Below are 22,074 nucleotides of genomic sequence, written 5' to 3'. Positions count from 1 at the left end.
CCCCCCCCCCCCCCGGGGGGCGGGGCCCCCCCCCCGCCCGGGCCGGCCTGCGGGGGGGGGCGCCCGCTCCCACGTCGCTTTGCCTTTAAGGATGCACGCTGTCGACTCAACCGACTGGACGATCGATGATCAACGCCGCCGGGACTGCTACAGTGAGCATGCGTGACCGTCACTCGCAGCCAACGCATGCCGCCTGCCTTGCCTGCCGCCGCGACTCCAAGGACGCGCGTGAGTTCTCGATCTCCAGCAAAATCGGAGCCAGTCGTTCAGGTGATTGACAGAAATCGCCTCAGCTCTCGCGCAAACACAGCGCCCGAGTCCAGCTTTTCGGCACCGCTCGGCTCACGCCTAGGCTAGGCACTATAAAGGCGCACTCCGGAGGTGCAAGCACCGGACACCCCTGGGCCGAACGCCAGAGTCCCTCGCGGGAGGCCCTCCGGCCTGCGCTTCCATCCGGATCGCCTGACCTCATCCGTCGAGCAACAGGAGCAGCGCGGGCCAGTCGTCAAGCCAGCAACAGCGATGATCGGAGTCTGAAAACAATCGCCTTTGCGCCCCAGGATTCACCGCCATGAAGCGCGCGACTGTGGCTGGCGGAACCTCGCGGTCCCGCGCCCCCATCAGGTGCAGCTGCATGATCGACGCGCCGATCGGCGGCTCATTGGCCGGATTGATCGACCCGCTGAGACGGCTGTAACCATGGTGGTCGGCCCAGGCGTCGATGTCGAGATTGGCCGCGAGCGTCACAACGCGGACCTCGCCTCCGAGACGAGGTGCCATCAAGGCGGCCAGCACACCGCCGCCGCTGTAGCCGATCAGGGTCAGCGGCGGCGGCCCGTCCGCGGGCAGCAGGGCCTTCAGCGCCGCGACCATGCTGTCGACGACCTCAGCCCCATAACGCGCATCTGTCCAGAGCCAGGGGCTGCAGCCATCCGCCTGCGCCAGGCCGAAATAGCAGGGCCGGCCGAGGTAGATGGAGGGCGACGGATCCAGCGCCATGAGACGCAAGGCGAGCGGATTGCGGGGCGTTGGGTCGGATGCGATCCGGTGACGGCTGCGCCAGGGGAGACCATCGCCCTCCAGGTAGACATGGATGCGCTCTGTGGTCCTAAGATCGCCCCGGGAGAAGACGACATGCTCGAACCCCGCGCCAGACACCAGGCGCCGCGCCATGCCGCCCTCCATCGCCAGCCGATCCGGAGCATAGGACAGGCTGGATTGCAGCGCGCAGCCGCCCAACAATGAGAGACCGAGCAGGGTGAAGATCCATCCCAGTCGGCGCTGCTCCCACTCAGCCCGCGGCCAGCGGATTGGCGAAATCGAAACCGAAGAGTGCCGGGTTCTCGCAGATGACCGTGGCAGAGACGATGTAGAAGACGTAATCGTAGGTCTCCTTGGGGATCTTGTGATCGCGCAGCAGCTTCCAGAAATTCCGTTCGCGCGGATTCTCCGGCATCTTGCGCAGCCGCTTGATGATGTTGCCCTCCCCCCAGTTGTAGGAGGCCATGACCAGAAGACCCGAGGCCTGGGCATCGGTGCGGTAGATATCCTTCAGGTACTTGGCCGCTGCACGGGTCGCCTTGGCGACATCGTGTCGCTCGTCCTCGGGGTCGAACTGTCCGGTCTGCTGCAGCGGGCCAGGCTGCAGCCCGTAGCGCTTGCCGGTCGCGGGGATGAACTGCCACATGCCCTTGGCCCGTCCGTAGCGGGTTGGCGGGCCCACAGCGCGCGCCTGGAAATTGGTCTCTTGCAGGGCAAGGTAGATGAACTGCGGCGGCAGGCCCTGCCCCTCCAGCTCACGCCGAATAATGGGGCCATAGCCGTTCTCCTTGAGCCGGCGGATGGCCCGGCGCAGGCGCGACGAGGCCTGCCACTTGCGGATGTATTTCTTGACCTCGGCCGCGAAGTCATGCGGAACATCGACCTCGGTCTCACCGAAGATGCGCGCGACGTGCAGGATGAGCTTGTCCTCGGAATCCAGCGGAATGGGCCGCGCCGCCTGGACCTGCTCGACGAAGGCGTCGTAGCGCTCACGCATCGCGACCAGGCGGCGCCTGGACTCGGCCACCTGCGCCTTCAACTCGGCGGAGGCGTCCGCGTCGACCTCCGCCTCCACATTGGCGATCTGCAGCTCCAGCTCCTTCATATCGTAAAAGATGTCATTGGCCAGACGGGTCGTCTTGACCAACTGCTCGTGCTGGAAGAGCGCATAGCCGCCGACCGCCATGAGGAGCAGCAGCACGACACTGATGAGCCCCAGATAGAGCCGGCGCTGGCGACGCTTGACGTCCTTGAAGGCCTGTCGGATGAACTGGGTATGCTCGCCGATATCGCCGCTATGGTCGTCATCGAGGTAGCGGCGCGAGACCTCCTCGCGCGTGGGCGTGGCCGGCTCGTTGCGCTCCTCGCGCACCAAGCTCAGCTTGATACGCGGGCCGCCGGAGCCGAGTTCGGCCGTGATGACACCGTCCAGCGGCAGCTTGTCGACGGGGCGATCGGCGACGCGGGTGCCGTTGCTGCTTTGGAGATCGCGCAGCCACCAGCGCCCGGCCTCGGGATAGATGACCAGGTGCTGTCTGCTGACAAGGGGATGGGAGAGCTGGAGTCCAGCGTCGTCCGCGCGCCCGACGATCAGGGCTTCGGTCAAGAGCAACTGCCGCGCCTGACCCTGATCATCGACAAAATCCAGCCGCATGCCCGGCGGCGAGGCCGTCTCGCGCCGCAAGCGCGGGGAGTAGAGGGTCTCATCGCTCGGGGGCATCAGGAGGATCCATGTCGGGGGATCAAGACTGAGGGCAACGGCCGATCGGCGGGGCACCAGCGGCTTCGCCCGGCAGCGAGCCGGGCGCGGGCGGCACGCCCTGCCGCCGCGCCCAGATCACACCCGGGCCGCGCCTCAAAACTCCAGCCGCACGCCCGCAGTGATGGCGTTGTAGGTCAAATTGTCATAGCCCAGCAGCGTGTTGTAAGCGATGAAGGCCGAGCGCCCATTCGCGAACTGCCCAGAGACCCCGATCCCCACGTCGAAGTAATTCTCGTCCGGCTCACTCGTCAGGATATAGAGCGGCTGCTGGTTGATGTCGTTGACGAAGGTGGCACCCACCTGCTGTTGGCCGTTCTCGAACTCGTGGATCCATCCGACACGCAGTTGCGGAACCCAAACACCGGAGTCAGTGCTGATCGCGCGCGAGATCTGGACGCCGAGATTGGTGGTCAGCGAGGTATAGGTCTGAGCATCGATCGACAGCGCCATGCCGCCGCCCACGCCCGTGGGATCGGACATGGTCTCGCGATAACCGTCCACGCTGTTCTCGACATAGCTCAGGCGCAGTGAGGGCGTGATCGAGAAGGGATTGACGAAGAGGTCGTATCCGGCGGCGACACTCAAGTTCCAGATGTCGGCACTCGAATCGGACTTGGCGATCTGCCGGGCCGTGCTACCCGTGATGCTGTAGTTGATCTCGCGCTCCAGCACGAAATCCGTATTCGAGTAGCCGAGCGAGCCGTCGATGAAGAGACCGTTCGGGAGGAAGTAGGACCCGTAGCCAATGATGCCCCAGGACTCGCCGGTCATATCGCCGCGGCTGTTGTCGAAGTTCGTGTCCTCATCGGCGTAGCGCACCGCCAGGCCGCCCACGAAGCTGTCGTTGAAGCGGTAGTCCATACCGGCGGCCAGCGACCAACTTGTCGCATCATAGCCGGGCTGAAAAGCGGTCTGATCCTCGTCCCCGCTGATGTACTCGTAGTTGAAGAAGCCACCGAAGGGGCCGGCGGTCAAATCCGCGCTGGCACCGCCTCCAGAGGCCATCGACAGCAGGTTGTTGCCGGCCAGCACGGCACCTGTCCCCGTCGCCGCGCGGTCAGCCAGCCGAATACGCTCGAGCCGCCCCTGAGTCACGGTAATGCCGGCCCCAGCCGAGCGTTCCACCGCCGAGTTCTGCGCACTGATCTGGTCCGCCGCCAGTTGCTCCAATGCCACCGCTGAGCCCGCCGCATCTGTGGAGGCGCCGCCAACGATGAGGTTACAGTCGTCCTGGAACTTCTGATTGCGCACCGAGCCCTCGCCATTGAGTCCGGTCGCGCAGGTCGTGAAAATGGCCTCGCCGGCAATGGCTCCGTTGACGGTCGTGGCGCTCAGGGCGTCGTCGTAGGTCGTGGTCGGTGCCGTTGGACCGCCATTGGGCGGCGCATCGGGATTCTCGACCTGTGCGAGCAGGGTCGCGGGGAGCACCGTCAGACCGCTGAAGAGGCAGATGGCCCGCCATGGACCCTGCCGCATCGCGGGCGCTCGGAGTGCCTTGCCAGACGGACTTCCACAATGAGAAACGCAAGAGCAATCAGTTGCCATTGAAATCATCTCCACTCGAGAGGTTGCAGAAGCAGTCAGCCCGCTCCATCCCTGCAACATGCCTGACCAAAGTTCTAGATCCGCGTCCGCAAGGGAAGACCAAGCCTCTTCAAGCCTTGCTCGTGAAATGGCGCTTGGCCTAGCGGATCACTTGGTTACTCAGAATACCTGTACGGGGCGACGACGGATAGCGCATACAGCGCCAAGATGCGGACGCGCCGACCTCATCCGCCGATCAAGAGGCTTGGGTCGCCACTGGTGATGCTGTTAGGCGGCCCGATCGCCTCGAGGATGCTATCACCCAGTCTGCACGCCGGCAGATTGTTGATCTGAACCGTCGCTGAGCCATTGATGACGACGCCCGGCCCATGCGGCGGAGCGGGCGAGGGTGTCATACAGCTATGAATATCCGTGCCCCCGGCAGCGGCCGAGGTGATCGCCGCGCTCATCGCGGCCAAGGCCGCACTCTTGGCCGCCTGTTCGGCGGCGTAGACAGCGGGCGCACCAGGCGTCCCAGCGGCTGCGGCGGTGGCCGCTTCGGCCGTGCGAATGGTCGCGTCCGCCGAGGTCTTTGCGGCCTGCAGCGCCGCGACGGCGGCGAGCGGCAAACCCCGCCACGCAGGACGCATACCGATGAGCACGTTGGTGCTCCCCGGGCCTGGGGTCAGGACCGGAGGTAGGGGATGGGCGACCGCGTCGAACACACGCGCGGCTGGACCTTGTGGCATCTGATGGGCCTCCTCACTGCTGCAGCTGCGGACGGTCGAACCGGCCGGCATAGGGACAGAGCCTGACGCCGGTGACCTCGATCTCCGTCTGGGCGGTCCGTTGCAAGGGCGAGCCCCAGCCGCCGATCAGCCGCACCAGCGACTTGTGATCGATCTCGAAGGGTCCGGTCTTGGTGCCCTCGCGCTCCTCGACCCAGCCGACCTGAATGCGCAACCGCGACACTGGCCTTGCCGAGGCTGGATCACAGGCCTCAGCCGGGAAATAGGCATTCATCTCGATCAGCGGCAACGGGAGCTTGACGACGCCCGCGCTGGCCCAGCCGGGGTTGACGGCGGAGGCCACGATCGGCGGGCGGCGCGCGACCGACATGAACATGGGCGGCGCGATAAAGCCGCGCAGCACCCGCACCACGCCATCCCGGTCGGCGAAGACATAGGCCCCGGTATCGGCGCGCCGGGTCGCGCCCTTGGCGTCGAAGTACAGCAAGTGGTCGAAGACGAAGATGCGCGTATCCGTGGTGTTGCGCAGCTCGTAGGCCAGGGTGAGTTCGGTCGCCGTCTGTTTGTTCACCTGAGCCCGAAGCTCTACGGCGAGGGCGTTGTCAGTCATGGTCGATACTCCGATAAGCTGCGCCAGGAGCAGGCCGAGAAGCTGGAGTCGGCCAGCCCGCGAGCGGCGTCGATCCTGGGGCCGATGATCATGAGGCTGAGGATCATGAAGCTGATTGAGCGCCGGAATCATGATCCGTCCGCCTCCAATCCTCGCCCATGTCGCGCAGGATATTGTTCTCGCTGACCGCCTCGTCCGCATGATCGTTGATTCCAATCGTCCGGGATTCCTCTTGGTTGCCCGTGGGGTCGGCGGGGTCCGGTGTCGCGGCGCCATTGTTGCCGCGGGCGTTGTGATCGGCATGGTTGAGTTCGTGTCCGAGGAGCGCCTCGTCCGGTTGCGTATGAGTGTTGCCCTCGTCGTCCGTGTATTGAGCGTTGTTCCCGGGCTGCCAGTTGACCACGCTATCGGACCCGGATCCGTCAGAGGTCTGGATGCCGCCGCTGCCCATATCCACGCTGGTGCCGGCGGGGAAACTGTTGGGCGTCGTCATGGTGGTCAAGCCGCCGCCGCCCGAGGCCGAGGCGGCCGGGTCCTCCTCGATGGACGCGACATGACCATTGCTCTGGAGATTGTCGATGAGCTGATGTCCGGTCTGCGTCCCGTCGAGCGAATCCAGGGTGGCGACCGTGCTGTCGACAAAGGCATCGGAGCCTGAGATGCGAATGCCGGAGCCGCCATAGTTGACGGAGCCATCGGCATTGCGGGTCACGGAGCGCGCGCGCTCCGGGCCGACGTGCCGAGTCCGCCGCCCACCACCCCCGCCGCGCGGGAGGTTGTCGACGTAGCCAGGCACGCCGGTATCGGCCCCGGCCGCGTCCAAGGGGTCCGTCAGCGTGAGGCTCGAGGCCCCAGGTGTGCCGCCGCCGCAGTTGATGCGGACCATGGGACCCTGAAGGGTGATGCCGTCCGGGGCGATCTTGACGTAGCTGCCGCCGCATTTGAGGGTCACATGGGTCTTGCCCTCCAGGAGGATGCTGGTCGCGTTCTGCTCCAGCCCTTGAGAGACGTGCACTTTGGCGCCCCCGCCGATATCCACGAGAAGATCACCGCCCGTGCTCAGATCGACCTGTCCGTCAGCTCGCGCGTAGACATCCTCCTTGACGTGCAGGTCGAAGGACTTGCCGATGGTAAGCACATGGCCGCCGCCGATCTGGGTGCTGCTCGAGCCCTGAACGGTCTCGTATTTGTTGCGCTTGACGCGCAGATCCATGCGCCGCTGCGCGTGCAGGAAGACCTGCTCCTTGTCCTTGCGATCGTCGAATCTCAGCTCGTTGAAGTCGTTGACCGCGCCGTCCTTGGTCGTATGCGAGCGGAGGGTGGAATAGCCCGCCCATTTTGGGAGTTCGTAGGGCACCGGCTGGTCGGCGTTGTAGACGCGGCCCGTGACGATCGGCTGATTCGGATCCCCCTCCAGGAAGTCGACGATGACCTCCTGACCGATGCGTGGGATATGCATGGCGCCCCATTTGCCGCCCGCCCAGAGCTGGGAGACGCGGACCCAGCAGGAGCTGTTCTCGTCCATCTGGCCGTAGCGGTCCCAATGGAATTGGACCTTGATCCGACCATAGGCGTCGGTCCAGATCTCCTCGCCCGCAGGCCCCACGACGGTCGCCGTCTGGGGTCCCTGAACGACGGGCTTGGGCGTTAGACGCGGCGCCCGGAAGGGCTCGCGGGCGTCCATGGCGGTGAAGCTGGAGCGGTAGGGAATGGCGCTGCCCGCGCCATCCGCGCTTTGAAAGGTGTCGGACTGCAGCGCGTGCTCGGCCGAGAGGACCAGATACTCGCGGTTCTGATCGGCCCTCGGGTAATCGGTCAAGGTGAAGAGGTGGCCGACCGCCAGGCCGCGCGCGAAGCTCTGCCCCTGCGCAATCTCATGATCGGACTGCAGTTCCTCCATGCGTACACCGGCGTAGCGCTCGCCCTCGCCGACCGCGACATACTCGCCTGGGTAATCGTAGATTTCATAGTCGGCCTGGGCATGCTCGCGGGTCATGGCCGAGGAGGTGCGCAGCTCCGAGCTGGGTTTCTTGAAGTCGAAGGCGTCGTGCACGTAGGCACCTGGGCGCACCGCTGCGATGCTCGACCACTCGAAGATGAAGTCCTCGTCACGCTCGGCGGCCAAATCCGCGGCGTGATACGGGATCTCGGCATAGCCGGGCATGGGCTGATGCGCGCTGTAGCCGTCCGCCATCACCAGCTTGTGCTTACCGTCCTCATGTGTGAAGTACCAGTAAATGCCCTCTTGCTCCATCAGACGGCTGACGAAGTTGAAGTGGGTCTCGCGATATTGGACGCAGTATTCCCAGGTGCGGTAGTCGGCGCTCAGCCGGTCGTCGAAGTCGGTGAAGCCGGCATCACGAAAGACCTGCTTGATGATGTCCGGCGCCGTCATGGCTTGGAAGATGCGGCAATCCGAGGTGCGAGTCAGCAGCCAGAGCCAAGGGACCAGCGTCGCCCGATAGCGTGCCAGGCGACCCTCGAACCCAGCGTGAGAGAAGCGGCTGATGAAACCGTTGAAGAACCGCTGATTCTGATCCTGCATCTCGAGCCGTACCGTCGCACTCTGGCCCAGGAGATCCGCGGCGGAGATCTGGTCGTCCTCGCTCAGGAGTTCCAGTTCGAATTCGAAGAGGCTGCTCAAACGCTCGCGCGCGACCATGCCGCGCAGCAAAAGAACGTCTTCACCGAGCGGGGTCTCGAGGCCGATCAGCCGAGCGTTTTGACTGTAGGCGGAACCGGACGGCATGACAGAGGCTCCTCAATTTCTGAGTCGGATGCGCCTTAGGGTAGGCGCTTTCAGTGGTTTCAGTTGGACTGATCAGCGCGTGAAAAAAAAAGACCGCGGATACGCATAAGAAACAGAGTAGACAATCCAAGATCAAGTGCATTGCATGTTGCTCTCGGAGCAGCGGAATCCCGCATGAACCTCGAAATCTTGATGTGAACTGCCAGTCCGCCCCCTTCGGCGCGCACCGCGGTCAAGCCCACTTACAGGAAAGGGTTGACCAGGGGGTTGCTAAGGACGGCCTCAGACCGCCCCGAGCCGGCGACCCGCGGTTCGCGAGCCGCCGCTCAGTCGCCTCAGGTCGGCTTACCCGTCTTGAGGTCGAAGCCCTTGTCGGTCGCCTCGGTCTGGGTGCCGCCGGCGTCGAACTGGGTGTACTTCTGGATGATCTTGGTGAAGCTGACCGTGAAGCTCTCCATCGGGCGCTCGCCTCCGCTCGAGATCGAGTAGGAGGAGATAATCGGCTCGTAGAGTTCGTACTCCATATAGACCTGGTCGGCGCCCTCGCCGCCGGTCTGGATAAAGTGCACGATCGCCTTGTCGCAGATCTTCTTGCCGTAGATGGACTGGGCGAAGATCTCGTTGGATGAAATGTCAGCGTCCTTGGAGCAGGCCACCTCGCTGAAATTCGGCGTGCTGGTCTCGCGATCCTTGCCCGAGCCGCTGACGGTGATGGTGCGTGCCACGCCGAGCTGGATGGAGGTCAGGTTGATCCAGTCCTCGTGTCCGGATTGCTGTGCGTCGCCTTTCAAAACGCCTTCGAAGTCGAGAAGAATCATGCTGTGCTCCTGCTAAGTGTCATGTCGCGGCTGCTGAGGGCGATGCTTGGGGCGCTGGCTTCGGCCTTTCCCCGGCACCCATTCGAGCCTTGGTGACTCACTCTTTGCAGAACCCGTGCCAATAGAAAAAACATTGATTCGATTCGATAAAACTCGAGACGACACCCATGCGCACAGCACGACTCCATGCCACTTCGGGCCGATCGGCTCAGCTTGACCCGATTCGGGTCGATGCGGTCGGCGACGCCAGCACTAAGGAAGTGTGCATCAACAACTTCCCCCCTTTCGCAAAGGGGGGCAGGGGGGATTTCGGGCGGCATCGCTCGCATCGGGAAACAATTGATGGGCACTTTCTAAGGATCTGCCGTCGCCGGAATCGTCTACCATTGACAGGAGGCTAAACATGGATCAGTTTTTACCGAGACGAACGCGCGGGTGTTCACCGGCCGCGAGTCGAACCAAGCGCGCTGCTCTCGTTGAAGATCGACAAGACCACCCGTCGCCGGCCGCCATGAACTGGGCTCCGAGCGTTTTGGTCCGGCGACGGCCCCATTGGCGCATCAGCATCCCGCAGCATCCTGCTCACGCATGAGCCCACTGCCGGATCCGGATGCCGGATAGGAGTACGGCGTTGATCGATATCCAAGGTTTGCTCAGAGAGGTCTCTCCTGAGGCACCTTGCGGCGAGAACCTCGAGTACGATCCAGCCTATGGCGCGCTCGAGCGCGCGACCGAAGGCAAGCCCGAGCAGCAGTTCGGCGACACCATCATTCCGGCGGAGGAGCCCGAGTGGCCCGAAGTCGAGCGCCAAGCCCTCGAGCTGCTGGCGCGCACCAAGGACCTCCGGGTTGCGACCCATCTCACCCGCGCCCTCATTCGCACCCGGGGCTGGCCAGGCTTCCGCGACGGACTCAGCCTCATCAAGGGATTGATCGAGCACGACTGGAATGCCGTCCATCCCCAGCTCGATCCCGACGACGACAACGACCCCACCCTGCGCGTCAACACGCTGCTGACCTTGTCCGATCCCGAGGCCACACTCGAGGCACTGCGCGACGCGCCCTTGGTGCAGGCGCGCGGCATCGGCAGCTTCAGTCTGCGTGACCTGCAGATCGCGCATCATGAGCTGCCGCTACCCAAGGACGGCGAGACCTCCCCGCCGGAGCCACAGCTGATCGACGCGGCCTTCCAGGAGGTCGATCTGGACCAGCTGCAGACCACAATGGACTCCATCCAGGCTTCACTCGGGCTCACCGGGTCCTTGGAAGCCCTGCTGGCCGAGGCCGTTGGCGTGGACGCGAGCCCCGACCTCTCGCCCTTGTCGGCCATGATTCAAGCCGCGCATAAGGCGGTATCGACACCCCTGACGGAGCGCACCGGAGCCCCCCTTGATGCCGAGGAACCGGATGCGGAGGCAGCCCCGGATGAGCCAAGTGCCAACCCAGCTGGCAAGCCCCTTGCTTCGAGCGGCTTGGGCGCGATCAACAATCGCGCGGATGTGGTGCGAGCCCTGGACCTCCTGATCGACTACTACCGTCGCCAGGAACCCTCCAGCCCCATCCCGCTGCTGCTCAATCGAGCGAAACGACTCGTCTCCAAGGACTTTCTGGAGATCCTGGAAGACCTGGCCCCGGACGGCCTCTCACAAGCACAGGTGATTCGCGGCCCCGAATCAGATAGCTGAAGGCCACTTGACCCGAGACCAGCCAACGAAGGGGGATTCCCATGGCGGAAAGCAGCCAGAAGTTCATAGCCAGAAATCGCGCACCAAGGGTCCAGATCGAATACGACGTCGAACTCTACGGCGCGGAAAAGAAGATCCAGCTCCCCTTCATCATGGGCGTCATGTCCGACCTCTCCGGCAAGCCCGCGGATCCTCTGCCCGCCGTCGCCGACCGCAAGTTCCTCGAGATCGACGTCGACAACTTCGACGATCGACTCAAGGCGATGAAGCCACGTGTCGCCTTCCAGGTCCCCAACACGCTGACGGGCGAAGGCAACATGAGCGTCGACATCACCTTCGAGAGCATGGACGACTTCTCCCCGGCGGCCGTGGCCCGCAAGGTCGGCGCGCTCGGCAAGCTGCTGGAGGCGCGCGAGCAGCTGTCCAACCTCATGAGCTACATGGACGGCAAGTCCGGTGCCGAGGAACTCATCGCCAAGGCGCTGCAGGATCCCGCGCTGCTGCAGGCGCTGGCCTCCGCCCCCAAGCCCAAGGGCGATGCGGACGCACCCGACGCCACTGACGAATCTGCCAAGACGGAGGCTTGACCATGGCCGAAGCAGACACCCAAGTCCAGCCGGAAGCCGCCGCTGAAGCCCTGGAAGCCGGTGACTTCAGCGCACTGCTGGAGAAGGAATTCCGACCCAAGTCCGAGCGCGCCAAGGAGGCCGTGACCGAGGCCGTCAAGACCCTGGCCGAGCAGGCGCTGGCGGGGACGGTGGTCGTCTCCACGGACGTGCTGCGCACCATCGAGTCCATCGTCGCCGAGATCGACAAGAAGCTCACGGAGCAGGTCAATCTCATCATGCACCATGAGGACTTCCAACAACTGGAAGGCGCCTGGCGCGGCCTGCACTACCTGGTGAACAACACCGAAACGGACGAGATGCTCAAGATTCGCGTCATGAACATCTCCAAGAAAGAGGTCCACAAGACCCTGAAGAAGTACAAGGGCACGGCTTGGGACCAGAGCCCGCTGTTCAAGAAGATGTACGAGGAAGAATACGGCCAGTTCGGCGGCGAGCCCTTCGGCTGCCTGGTCGGCGACTACCACTTCGACCACAGCCCGCCGGACGTCGAATGCCTGGGCGAGATCTCCAAGGTCTGCGCCGCCATGCACGCCCCCTTCATCGCCGGCGCGGATCCCGCCGTCATGCAGATGGACTCCTGGCGCGAGCTGGCCAATCCGCGCGACCTGACCAAGATCTTCCAGACCCCGGAGTACGCCGCCTGGCGCTCGCTGCGCGAATCGGACGACGCGCGCTACATCGGCCTGGCCATGCCGCGCTTCCTCTCGCGCCTGCCCTATGGCGCCAAGACCAACCCCGTCGACGAGTTCGACTTCGAGGAAGACACCGAGGGCGCGGACCACAACAAGTACACCTGGGCCAACTCGGCCTACGCCATGGCGACCAACATCACCCGCTCCTTCAAGTATTACGGCTGGTGCTCACGCATCCGCGGCATTGAGTCCGGCGGCGCGGTCGAAGGTCTGCCGACCCACACCTTCCCGACCGACGACGGCGGCGTGGACATGAAGTGCCCGACCGAGATCGCCATCAGCGACCGCCGCGAGGCGGAGCTGGCGAAGAACGGCTTCATGCCGCTCATCCACAAGAAGAACTCGGACTTCGCGGCCTTCATCGGCGCCCAGTCGCTGCAGAAGCCCTTCGAGTACGACGACCCGGACGCCACGGCCAACGCCAACCTCTCGGCGCGCCTGCCCTATCTCTTCGCGACCTGTCGTTTCGCGCATTATCTGAAGTGCATCGTCCGCGACAAGATCGGCTCATTCAAGGAACGCGCCGACATGGAGACCTGGCTCAACAACTGGATCGGCAAGTACGTCCTCAACAATCCCGCGACCGCCACGGAGTCGGACAAGGCCAGACGACCGCTCGCGGGCGCCGAGGTCGTCGTCGAGGAGGTCGAGGGCAATCCGGGCTACTACAGCTCCAAGTTCTTCCTGCGCCCGCACTACCAACTGGAGGGCCTAACAGTCTCCCTGCGCCTGGTCTCCAAGCTGCCGTCAGGCAAGAAGTAGTGAGCCCAGGGAAGAGAAGAATGAACAGGATTTCGGGAAGGAGCGTCGATCATCGTTCCGGCCAGTCGTCTTCCGTAGGGCGGACAAGCCCAGCGCAGTCCACCAACGCCGGCGCGGGATTCGGTGGAGGGCCTAACAGTCTCCCTGCGCCTGGTCTCCAAGCTGCCGTCAGGCAAGAAATAAGCCTGACAACTGTCCACTGCCAACTGACAACTGACAACTGACAACTGACAACTGCCAACTGAGGAGCCCCCCATGATTCTTCTCGACTTCGAAGGCGTTTTGAAAGGCGACGCGCAGCAATCCGGACACGAGGATTGGATCAACCTGACCTCCATCCAGCTCGGCGTGGCGCGCACCATCACCGTCAGCGGCTCGGGCAAGGACCGCGAGACCAGCACGCCGAATTTCAGCGAGGTGGCCTGCTCCAAGGACGCTGACATTTCATCCAACGAGATCTTCGCCCAGTCCATCTACGGCAAGAAGATCTGCGACAAGGCGATCGTGCACTTCATCCAGACCGGCGGCGAGGGCGCCGACCAGGTCTACATGGAGTACGAACTCTACGAGCCGATCATCTCCTCCTACTCCATCTCGAGCGGGGGCGAGCGGCCGATGGAGAGCTTCACGGTCAGCTTCACCAAAATCATCCAGAAGTACACCCAGTTCGACGCCGGCGGCACCCAGACCCAGGCGACCGACAAGGGCTTCGACCTCAAGACGGGTAAGCCGACCTGATCCCAATGGAGCACGCCATGTCCGCGGAGCAACTGCTCGCCGAAGGTCGACTGGACGATGCGCTGTCTGAACTCAAGCAGGCGGTCCGCAAGGACGCGGCCAATCCCAAGCAACGGGTTTTCCTCTTTCAGCTGCTGGCCGTGCAGGGCGACTGGGAGCGGGCGCTCAATCAGCTGGAGGTCTCGGGCCAGATGGATCCGGCCGCCCTGCCCATGGTGCAGACCTATCGCGAGGCCATCCGCTGCGAAAACCTGCGCGCCGCCATCTTCGCGGGCAAACGCTCCCCCTTGATCTTCGGCGATCCGGAGCACTGGCTGGCGCTGCTGCTGGAGTCGCTACAGCGCACGGCGGCGGGGCAGCTTGGGGAAGCGGCGCGGCTACGCGACGAGGCCTTCGCCGCGGCGCCCGCCACCAGCGGCACGATCGACGACCAGGCGTTCGCCTGGATCGCGGACGCCGACCCACGCCTCGGCCCCATCCTGGAGGCCGTGGTCGAGGGCCGCTATTACTGGATCCCCTTCCATCGCATCCGCACCATCCAGATCGAGGCACCGGCCGACCTGCGCGACGTCGTCTGGATGCCGGCCTACTTCACCTGGGCCAATGGCGGCGAGTCCGTCGGCCTCATCCCGACGCGTTATCCGGGCTCCGAGTCCAGCGCGGACGAGCAGATCCGCCTGTCCCGCAAGACCGAATGGTTGGAGCCCACACCAGGCACCTACCTGGGGCTTGGTCAGCGGATGCTGACCACGGATGCGGGCGACTTCTCCCTCATGGACGTTCGCCGCATCGATCTCGACGTCGATGCAGATCATCGCGACGGCACGACTCGCCAGGGCGAGCCGCACAGTGGCTGAACTCACACAAGCGGAGCGCCTGCAGCCCGCGCTCTTGAACCGACTCACCGACGACGAGCCCGACAAAGGACAGGAGTCGCGCGAGCAGCGCGTCATCTCGATGCGTCAGCTACGCGAGAGCGTGCTGCGCGATCTGGCCTGGCTGCTCAACGCCGGACGCCTGGAAAGCGTGCAAAACCTCGAGGACTATCCCTACGTGGAGCACTCGGTGGTCAACTACGGCATCCCAGACATGACCGGCCTGACCTCATCCGGCGTCGACATCACGGTGATCGAGCGCGCCGTGCGGCAGGCGATTTGGGATTTCGAGCCACGCATTCTGCGTCAGACGGTCCGGGTGCGCGCCAGGGCCAACGCCGAACACATGACGCACAACGCACTGACGTTCGACATCGAAGGCGAACTCTGGGCGCAGCCCGTCCCCTTGCGCATCTATCTCAAGACGGAGCTCGACCTGGACCTTGGCGACGTCCAGGTGACCGAGCAGGCAGGCCCCGGCCGCTGAGATGGATCCCGACTTCCTGCGCTACTACAACCGCGAGCTGCAGTTCATCCGCGAGATGGGCGCCGAGTTCGCGCGCGACTTCCCCAAGATCGCCGGTCGCCTCGGCATGGACGGCTTCGACTGTGCCGACCCCTATGTCGAGCGCCTGCTGGAGGGCTTCGCCTTCCTCGCGGCACGCGTCCAGCTCAAGCTCGACGCCGAGTTCCCCAGCTTCACCCAGCACCTGCTGGAGATGGTCTATCCGCACTATCTCGCCCCGGTCCCCTCGATGGCCGTGGTCCAGCTCCAGCCCGACCTCACCAAGGGGGATCTCGCCAAGGGCTTCGAGATTCCGCGCGGGACCAGTCTGCGCAGCATCCTCGGCAAGGGCGAGCGCACCGCCTGCGAGTACCGCACGGCGAGCGACGTCACCCTCTGGCCGATCGAGCTGATCGAGGCCAAGCCGCTCAGCACGCCCGCCGCCCTGGCCGCCGGCGGGCAGGGCATCAAAGGCGTCAAGGCCGGCATCCGCTTTCGCTTGCGCGCCACCGGAGTCCCCTTCAACGCCCTGCCCCTGGATCGCCTACGCCTCTTCCTGCGCGGCGGCGACGGACTGCGCATGCGTCTCTACGAAGAGCTGCTGGGCCACGCGCTGGCGGTCGTCGTCAGACCCGGCAAGAGCGAGCCCGAATGGCAGACGCGGCTGGAGCCGGGCAGCATCCGGCGGGTCGGTTTCGACGATCACGAAGCGCTGCTGCCCTATGGGCCTCAGTCCTTCCAGGGCTACCGTCTGCTCCAGGAATACTTCGCCTTCCCGGACCGCTACCTCTTCGTCGACTTCACCGGGCTGGGCGACTCGGTCAAGCGCTGCACAGAATCCCAGCTCGACATCGTCGTGCTGCTCGATCAGAGCGGCCTGCTCGACGAGGACGCCTTCGACGCCTCCTACTTCGCGCTCTACTGCACACCGGCGATCAACCTCTTCCCCAAGCGCGCCGACCGCGTCCATCTGAGCAACCGGGGCCACGAGCACCACATCATTCCAGACCGCACCCGGCCGCTGGACTATGAGATCTTCAGCATCAAGGAGGTCGTCGGCATCGGCGCCCACACCGACCCAGAGCAGACCTTCCTGCCCTTCTACACCTCGCAGGACATCATGGGCGGGCGCGCCCACCGCGCCTACTACAGCCTCCACCGCGAGCCGCGTGTCCCCTCGACCCAGCAACAGCAGCGCGGGCCGCGTTCGAGCTATATCGGCAGCGAGGTCTTCGTCAGCCTGGTCGATGCGGACGAGGCACCCTACCGACACAGCCTGCGGCAGCTTGCCATCGGCACCCTTTGCACCAACCGCGACCTGCCGCTGCAACTGCCGCTCGGCAAGGGCAATACGGATTTCTCGCTGGAGATCAGCGCCCCCGTGCGCTCTATCCGCTGCGTCGCCGGGCCGACCAAGCCACGCCCGTCTTTCCCCAAGGGCGACAGCGCCTGGCGGCTCATCAGCCACCTCTCGCTCAACTATCTCTCGCTCAGCAACCAGGACGCGGAGCAAGGCGCCAACGCGCTGCGCGAGCTGCTCGCCCTCTACGGCGATCTGGGCGATGCCGCCACACGGCGTCAGGTGGATGGCGTGCTTAGTGTGCAGACGAGTCCAATCACACGCAGACTGCCGGATCCCGGCCGCGTGACCTACGCCAGGGGCCTGCAGGTGAAGCTGACGATGGACCCCAGCGCCTTCGAGGGCAGCGGCGTCTTCCTGCTCGGCGCCGTGCTGGAGCAATTCTTCGCCAAATACGTCTCCATCAATTCCTTCACGGAGACGGTCATCAACACGCCAGACGAGGGTGAGGTGATGCGGTGGCCCGCGAGAATCGGCCGACGTCAGACCAGCTAGCCGTGCTGCAAGCCTTGCAGGAGTCACCCTACGGGTTTGGCTTCTTCCAAGCGCTGCGTCAGCTCGAGTGCGCCTATCGCGACCGCCCGCGCATCGGCCAAACGTCCCGCCCGGCCGAGGAGCCGGTGCGGCTGGCGCAAGACCCCTCGCTCAGCTTCGCGCCCTCGACCCTGTCAGACTTCGGCTGGGAGAAGCCCGGACAGCCGCCGCGTCTATCCGTCTACTTCATGGGGCTCTTTGGCCCCAATGGTCCGCTGCCGCTGCACCTTAGCGAATACGCACGAGAGCGCGAGCGCACGGTGGGCGACCCCACCTTCGCGCGCTTCGCCGACATCTTCCATCACCGCATGCTGGCGCTCTTCTATCGCGCCTGGGCGAACGGGCGCCCGACCGTCAGCTTCGACCGCCCGGAGACCGACCGCTTCGCCGTCTATCTGGCCGCCCTCTTCGGCCAGGGCATGCCGGCCTTCCGCGCGCGCGACGCCATGCCGGACCTGGCCAAGCTCCACTACGCCGGACGCCTGGCCGCTCAGAGCCGACATCCCGAGGGCCTGACCGCGATCATCAAGGATTTTTTCGGACTCCCGGCGCACATCGAAGAATTCATCGGACACTGGCTCAAGCTGCCACAGGACTCCCAATGGAAGCTCGGCGGCTCACGCGCAACCGGCTGTCTCGGCCTGACCACCATCGTCGGCTCGCGCGTTTGGGACCGTCAGTACAAGTTCCGCATCCAACTCGGGCCGCTGGGCCTGGACGACTACCGCCGCATGCTGCCGGGCGGCGAAAGCCTCGCGAGGCTCGTCGCCATCGTCCGCAACTATCTGGGGGACGAACTGGATTGGGAACTCAACCTCATCCTGCGCCGCGAGGAGACGCCGCCCATGCAGCTCGGCGGCCAAAGCCAGCTCGGCTGGACGACCTGGGCGACCAGCGGGACGCCGGAGCAGGATCCGGATGACTTGAAGCTGCAGCCGCTGCGGTTTGCCGATGCTACGGTGTAAAGCCCCAAACGTGGGAGCGCCGCCCCGGCGCGACTGGCACCGGGAGAGCCTTACAGATCGATCAAATCCTGCTGACCCAGGTGACCAACTTCCACCTCCCCACCAGCACCAGCGACTCGCGAGGCCCCTTCGAGCACCCGCCCACCATCAAGAGACGGCGCTACACTCGAACAAGTTATTGCACAGATTCGATCGCCATGAAAGTCGTGAGCTACTCCCACGCCCGCAAATCACTCAAGTCCGTTCTGGACGATGTCGTCCGCGACGCCGATGTGACCATCATCAGCCGCCGCGATGCGGAAGGCGATGCCGTCGTCATGTCGCTCGACTACTACAACAGCGTCATGGAGACCCTGCATCTGCTATCGACCCCGGCGAATGCACAGGCGCTCGCGCGGGCCATCCAGCAGGACAGGGCCGGGCAATCGCAACCGCGCACGCTTATCGACGAGGACGGCCGCTGATCCTGCGCGACGTTCGTTTCGTCCCGGATGCCTGGGCCGCCTATCTCTATTGGCAGCAGCAGGACAAGAAGACGCTGAAACGCATCAATGCGCTGATCCACGAGGCCGCACGCGATCCCTTCACCGGAATCGGAAAGCCCGAGCCACTGCGCGGTCATCTCTCGGGCTACTGGTCCAGACGCATCGACGACACAAACCGGCTGGTCTATCGGGCGACCGACGAAGACTTGGTCATCATCGCCTGCCGCTTTCACTACGACGGGTGATGCCAGCAGACACCCGCACCTGACAGGAGGACACCACCATGCCCGACATCAGTCGCGTCGCCCTATTCGGCAAGCTCAACCGCATCGGCTACAAGGCCATCGAGAGCGCCACGGTCTTCTGCAAGCTGCGCGGGAATCCCTACGTCGAGTTGGTGCATTGGATCCATCAGATCCTGCAGCTCCAGGACTCGGACCTGCACCGCATCATTAAGGCGTTCGGGATCGACCCGGCCCGGCTGGTGAAGGACGTCACCGAGTCGCTGGACCGGCTGCCAGCGGGCGCGACCTCCATCTCGGACCTCTCCGCACATGTAGAAGAGGCGGTCGAGCGCGGCTGGGTCTACGGCAGCCTGATGTTCAAGGAATCTCAGGTGCGCACGGGGCACCTGGTCGTCGGCATCCTCAAGACACCCGGACTCAAGAACGCCCTGCCCGCCATCTCCAAGGAATTCGACAAGATCAAGCTGGAGACCCTGTGCGACCGCTTCGGCGAGATCGTCGGCGGCTCGCCGGAAGACGCCATGGGCGCTCAGGACGGCTCGCAGGTCGGCGGCGGGGCGGCACCGGGCGAGGCGAGCGAGGCCATCGCGCCGGCCAGCATGGGCAAGCAGGAGGCGCTCAAGCGTTTCACCGTCGACCTCACCGAGCAGGCGCGCACCGGCAAGCTGGACCCCATCGTCGGGCGTGATGCAGAGATCCGCCAGATCGTCGACATCCTCATGCGGCGGCGCCAGAACAACCCCATCCTCACCGGCGAGGCCGGCGTGGGTAAGACGGCCGTGGTCGAGGGCTTCGCGCTCAAAATCGTCGCCGGCGACGTTCCGCCCCCGCTCAAGGACGTGACCCTGCGCACCCTGGACGTCGGCCTGCTCCAGGCCGGCGCCAGCATGAAGGGCGAGTTCGAGCAGCGTCTGCGCTCGGTCATCGAGGAGGTCCAGGCGTCGCAGAAGCCCATCATCCTTTTCATCGACGAGGCCCACACCCTGGTCGGCGCGGGCGGCGCGGCCGGCACCGGCGACGCCGCCAACCTACTCAAGCCGGCGCTCGCGCGCGGCACCCTGCGCACGGTCGCGGCCACCACCTGGACCGAATACAAGAAGCACATCGAGAAGGACCCGGCGCTGACCCGGCGCTTCCAGGTCGTGCAGATCGGCGAGCCGAGCGAGGAGAAGGCCATCCTCATGATGCGCGGGGTCGCCTCGACCATGGAGCAGCATCATCGGGTGCAGATCCTGGACGAGGCACTGGAGGCATCGGTGCGGCTGTCGCACCGCTATATCCCGGCGCGCCAGCTCCCGGACAAGTCGGTCAGCCTGCTCGACACCGCCTCCGCGCGGGTCGCCATCAGCCAGCACGCCGTCCCGCCCGAGGTCGACGACTGCCGCAAGCGGATCGGCGCGCTGGAGAACGAGCTGGCCATCATCCGGCGCGAAACGGTCGTCGGCATCGACACGGCCGAGCGCGAAGCCGCCGCGTCCGAGAAGCTGGCGACTGAGCAGACCCGTCTCACCGAGGTCGAAGCCCGCTGGGAGCAAGAAAGGGCGTTGGTCGAGCAGATCCTCCAGATCCGCGGCCAACTGCGGGGCAAGACGGGCAAGGTCGAGGGCACGGCGACCGAGCTGGAGGAGGCCGCCGACGCCGCGGCCGAGACGACCCAGGTCCAGACCGCCGATCAGGCCGAGTCCACCACGCCGCCCGAGCCGATGCCCGAGGCCGATCGCGACGCCCTGCTGACTCGGCTCAAGGAGCTACAGGCCCAGCTCCATAGCCTGCAGGGCGAGCATCCCCTGATCCTCCCGACCGTCGACCACCAGGCCGTCGCCGCCGTGGTCGAGAGCTGGACCGGCATCCCGGTCGGCCGCATGGTCAAGAACGAGCTGGAATCCATCCTCAAGCTGGCGGACACCTTGGAGCAGCGCATCATCGGCCAGCGCCATGCGCTCGACATGATCGCCCGGCGCATCCAGACCTCCCGCGCCAAGCTCGACAACCCCAACAAACCCATCGGCGTCTTCCTGCTCGCCGGCAGCTCGGGCGTCGGCAAAACCGAGACCGCGCTGGCCCTGGCCGAGACCCTCTACGGCGGCGAGCAGAACGTCATCACCATCAACATGAGCGAGTACCAGGAGGCCCACACCGTCTCCACCCTCAAGGGCGCCCCGCCCGGCTACGTCGGCTACGGCGAGGGCGGCGTCCTCACCGAGGCCGTGCGGCGCCGGCCCTACTCGGTCGTGCTGCTCGACGAAGTCGAAAAGGCCCATCCGGACGTCCACGAGATCTTCTTCCAGGTCTTCGACAAGGGCTGGATGGAAGACGGCGAAGGGCGCGTCATCGACTTCAAGCACTGCCTCATCCTCCTCACCACCAACGTCGGCACCGAGCTGATCATGCGCCTGTGCAGCGACCCCGAGCTGATGCCCGAGCCCGATGACATCGCCAAGGCCCTGCGCGAGCCGCTGCTCAAGGTCTTCCCGCCCGCCCTGCTCGGCCGGCTGGTCACCATCCCCTACTACCCGCTCAACGATGACATGATCGGCGCCATCGCCCGGCTGCAGCTCGGGCGCATCGCCAAACGGGTGCAGGAGAATCATCGGGTGCCCTTTACCTATGACGACGCCGTCGTCAAGCTCATCGCCTCACGCTGCACCGAGCTGGAAAGCGGCGGGCGCATGATCGACGCCATCCTGACCAACACCGTCCTACCCCGAATCAGCGAGGAATTCCTGACACGCATGATGGAAGGCAAGCCGATCGCACGGGTGGACATCGGCGTCGAGGCGGGGGAATTTCGGTATGGGTTCGAGTAGCAGGCCCGCGCCTGTTCTACCACGCGAGCGCCGGCAGGAAGCCGTCGCGCATTACGCTCGATTCGTCGCGGAAGGAAAGTGTCAACCTGCACCCTGGGAGCAAAGAATTCCTCGGCTCGGACAGCTTCGTGGAGTCTCTGCGGCAACAGTTACCGAAGAACCGCGACCTCCGCGAGGTCCTTCAGTCACAGCACCGCCCTCCCCCCAATGCCATGGACTTAAGCCGCCCGGCAGTAAGCCGGGTGGAATCCAGGCTTGAGCTTGCCGGGATTGCGGCGTGGAAATTGTCGGTCTGGCCGTACCGCCTCGACGGCATCGGAAAGCGTGAGGACGGCCTGTGTCAGCAGGGTGGTTGGAGGATGTAAGGTGCCGATCAGTAGTCGAACCAGCGTGTGCTTCATGGTCGAGAGGCTGCTGGTCCAGCGGACGTGATAGGCATGCTTGCGCGCGGCGTGACGGCGGGTTGCGAGCACCTGGGCGAGTCCTCGAACCATGCTGGCGAGGTTCAGGGCAAGGATCTTGGCGTGGACGTCTTGCTGC

The 22,074-nt window shown here is 64.9% G+C and carries 18 protein-coding genes and 1 pseudogene; 11 read left to right on the top strand and 8 right to left on the bottom strand.

Going from position 1 to position 22,074, the window contains the following annotated elements; all coding sequences use genetic code 11:
• Positions 1-468: 468 nt before the first annotated feature.
• The 7 genes from G3480_RS19190 to G3480_RS19160 form a co-directional block, all read right to left on the bottom strand.
• Complete coding sequence (locus G3480_RS19190; protein ID WP_164655499.1) at positions 469-1,173, bottom strand: alpha/beta fold hydrolase; 705 nt, start codon at positions 1,171-1,173, stop codon at positions 469-471.
• 118 nt (positions 1,174-1,291) lie between these two features.
• Positions 1,292-2,761 (bottom strand): transglycosylase SLT domain-containing protein, encoded by a 1,470-nt coding sequence (locus G3480_RS19185; RefSeq protein WP_164655498.1) that lies wholly within the window; start codon positions 2,759-2,761, stop codon positions 1,292-1,294.
• A 135-nt stretch (positions 2,762-2,896) separates the two neighbouring features.
• A complete protein-coding gene (locus G3480_RS19180) occupies positions 2,897-4,279 on the bottom strand; it encodes an autotransporter outer membrane beta-barrel domain-containing protein (RefSeq protein WP_164655497.1) in 1,383 nt (460 codons plus the stop codon).
• Positions 4,280-4,572: 293 nt separating this feature from the next.
• On the bottom strand, positions 4,573-5,076 hold the full coding sequence (locus tag G3480_RS19175; protein WP_164655496.1) for a PAAR domain-containing protein: 504 nt from the start codon (positions 5,074-5,076) through the stop codon (positions 4,573-4,575).
• 13 nt (positions 5,077-5,089) lie between these two features.
• On the bottom strand, positions 5,090-5,686 hold the full coding sequence (locus G3480_RS19170) for a hypothetical protein (protein ID WP_164655495.1): 597 nt from the start codon (positions 5,684-5,686) through the stop codon (positions 5,090-5,092).
• Positions 5,687-5,789: 103 nt separating this feature from the next.
• Complete coding sequence (gene tssI, locus G3480_RS19165) at positions 5,790-8,435, bottom strand: type VI secretion system tip protein TssI/VgrG (protein WP_164655494.1); 2,646 nt, start codon at positions 8,433-8,435, stop codon at positions 5,790-5,792.
• Between the two features lie 335 nt (positions 8,436-8,770).
• Positions 8,771-9,253, bottom strand: a complete 483-nt coding sequence (locus G3480_RS19160) for a type VI secretion system tube protein Hcp (RefSeq protein WP_164655493.1) — start codon at positions 9,251-9,253, stop codon at positions 8,771-8,773.
• A gap of 631 nt (positions 9,254-9,884) precedes the next feature.
• Between G3480_RS19160 and tssA the strand changes: the two genes are divergently transcribed.
• The 11 genes from tssA to tssH all read left to right on the top strand — a co-directional run bounded on the left by tssA (position 9,885) and on the right by tssH (position 21,534).
• On the top strand, positions 9,885-10,937 hold the full coding sequence (gene tssA / locus G3480_RS19155) for a type VI secretion system protein TssA (protein WP_164655492.1): 1,053 nt from the start codon (positions 9,885-9,887) through the stop codon (positions 10,935-10,937).
• A 41-nt stretch (positions 10,938-10,978) separates the two neighbouring features.
• Complete coding sequence (tssB, locus tag G3480_RS19150) at positions 10,979-11,524, top strand: type VI secretion system contractile sheath small subunit (RefSeq protein ID WP_164655491.1); 546 nt, start codon at positions 10,979-10,981, stop codon at positions 11,522-11,524.
• A gap of 2 nt (positions 11,525-11,526) precedes the next feature.
• A complete protein-coding gene (tssC, locus tag G3480_RS19145) occupies positions 11,527-13,020 on the top strand; it encodes a type VI secretion system contractile sheath large subunit (RefSeq protein ID WP_164655490.1) in 1,494 nt (497 codons plus the stop codon).
• A gap of 255 nt (positions 13,021-13,275) precedes the next feature.
• Positions 13,276-13,758: a type VI secretion system tube protein Hcp gene (locus G3480_RS19140; protein WP_164655489.1), complete on the top strand. Its 483-nt coding sequence runs from the start codon at positions 13,276-13,278 to the stop codon at positions 13,756-13,758.
• Between the two features lie 17 nt (positions 13,759-13,775).
• The gene (locus tag G3480_RS19135) at positions 13,776-14,615 is read left to right on the top strand and encodes a type VI secretion system accessory protein TagJ (RefSeq protein WP_164655488.1); all 840 of its coding nucleotides are present in this window, start codon (positions 13,776-13,778) and stop codon (positions 14,613-14,615) included.
• Positions 14,608-15,120, top strand: a complete 513-nt coding sequence (gene tssE / locus G3480_RS19130) for a type VI secretion system baseplate subunit TssE (protein WP_164655487.1) — start codon at positions 14,608-14,610, stop codon at positions 15,118-15,120. The genes G3480_RS19135 and tssE overlap by 8 nt, the downstream gene beginning before the upstream one ends.
• Position 15,121: 1 nt before the next feature.
• Positions 15,122-16,993 (top strand): type VI secretion system baseplate subunit TssF, encoded by a 1,872-nt coding sequence (gene tssF, locus G3480_RS19125; RefSeq protein WP_164655486.1) that lies wholly within the window; start codon positions 15,122-15,124, stop codon positions 16,991-16,993.
• On the top strand, positions 16,957-17,997 hold the full coding sequence (gene tssG, locus G3480_RS19120; RefSeq protein WP_164655485.1) for a type VI secretion system baseplate subunit TssG: 1,041 nt from the start codon (positions 16,957-16,959) through the stop codon (positions 17,995-17,997). The genes tssF and tssG overlap by 37 nt, the downstream gene beginning before the upstream one ends.
• A gap of 197 nt (positions 17,998-18,194) precedes the next feature.
• Positions 18,195-18,461 carry a type II toxin-antitoxin system Phd/YefM family antitoxin gene (locus tag G3480_RS19115; protein ID WP_164655501.1) on the top strand — a complete coding sequence of 89 codons (267 nt, stop codon included), beginning with the start codon at positions 18,195-18,197 and terminating at the stop codon, positions 18,459-18,461.
• A gap of 2 nt (positions 18,462-18,463) precedes the next feature.
• Positions 18,464-18,727, top strand: a complete 264-nt coding sequence (locus G3480_RS19110; protein ID WP_164655500.1) for a Txe/YoeB family addiction module toxin — start codon at positions 18,464-18,466, stop codon at positions 18,725-18,727.
• A 38-nt stretch (positions 18,728-18,765) separates the two neighbouring features.
• A complete protein-coding gene (tssH, locus tag G3480_RS19105; RefSeq protein ID WP_164655484.1) occupies positions 18,766-21,534 on the top strand; it encodes a type VI secretion system ATPase TssH in 2,769 nt (922 codons plus the stop codon).
• A 218-nt stretch (positions 21,535-21,752) separates the two neighbouring features.
• Here tssH and G3480_RS19100 read toward each other — a convergent pair.
• A pseudogene (locus tag G3480_RS19100) lies at positions 21,753-22,074 on the bottom strand (IS4 family transposase); the annotation flags it as partial.

It is taken from the genome of Thiorhodococcus mannitoliphagus, from assembly GCF_010915725.1.
GTDB classification, from domain to species: domain Bacteria; phylum Pseudomonadota; class Gammaproteobacteria; order Chromatiales; family Chromatiaceae; genus Thiorhodococcus; species Thiorhodococcus mannitoliphagus.
This window is presented reverse-complemented; position numbering and strand designations above follow the sequence as displayed.

Coding starts and splice junctions, on each gene's coding strand:
- G3480_RS19190 (WP_164655499.1), bottom strand. CDS start 1,173: ATGGCGCGGCGCCTGGTGTCTGGCGCGGGGTTCGAGCATGTCGTCTTC.
- G3480_RS19185 (WP_164655498.1), bottom strand. CDS start 2,761: ATGCCCCCGAGCGATGAGACCCTCTACTCCCCGCGCTTGCGGCGCGAG.
- G3480_RS19180 (WP_164655497.1), bottom strand. CDS start 4,279: ATGCGGCAGGGTCCATGGCGGGCCATCTGCCTCTTCAGCGGTCTGACG.
- G3480_RS19175 (WP_164655496.1), bottom strand. CDS start 5,076: ATGCCACAAGGTCCAGCCGCGCGTGTGTTCGACGCGGTCGCCCATCCC.
- G3480_RS19170 (WP_164655495.1), bottom strand. CDS start 5,686: ATGACTGACAACGCCCTCGCCGTAGAGCTTCGGGCTCAGGTGAACAAA.
- tssI (WP_164655494.1), bottom strand. CDS start 8,435: ATGCCGTCCGGTTCCGCCTACAGTCAAAACGCTCGGCTGATCGGCCTC.
- G3480_RS19160 (WP_164655493.1), bottom strand. CDS start 9,253: ATGATTCTTCTCGACTTCGAAGGCGTTTTGAAAGGCGACGCACAGCAA.
- tssB (WP_164655491.1), top strand. CDS start 10,979: ATGGCGGAAAGCAGCCAGAAGTTCATAGCCAGAAATCGCGCACCAAGG.
- tssC (WP_164655490.1), top strand. CDS start 11,527: ATGGCCGAAGCAGACACCCAAGTCCAGCCGGAAGCCGCCGCTGAAGCC.
- G3480_RS19140 (WP_164655489.1), top strand. CDS start 13,276: ATGATTCTTCTCGACTTCGAAGGCGTTTTGAAAGGCGACGCGCAGCAA.
- G3480_RS19135 (WP_164655488.1), top strand. CDS start 13,776: ATGTCCGCGGAGCAACTGCTCGCCGAAGGTCGACTGGACGATGCGCTG.
- tssF (WP_164655486.1), top strand. CDS start 15,122: ATGGATCCCGACTTCCTGCGCTACTACAACCGCGAGCTGCAGTTCATC.
- G3480_RS19115 (WP_164655501.1), top strand. CDS start 18,195: ATGAAAGTCGTGAGCTACTCCCACGCCCGCAAATCACTCAAGTCCGTT.
- tssH (WP_164655484.1), top strand. CDS start 18,766: ATGCCCGACATCAGTCGCGTCGCCCTATTCGGCAAGCTCAACCGCATC.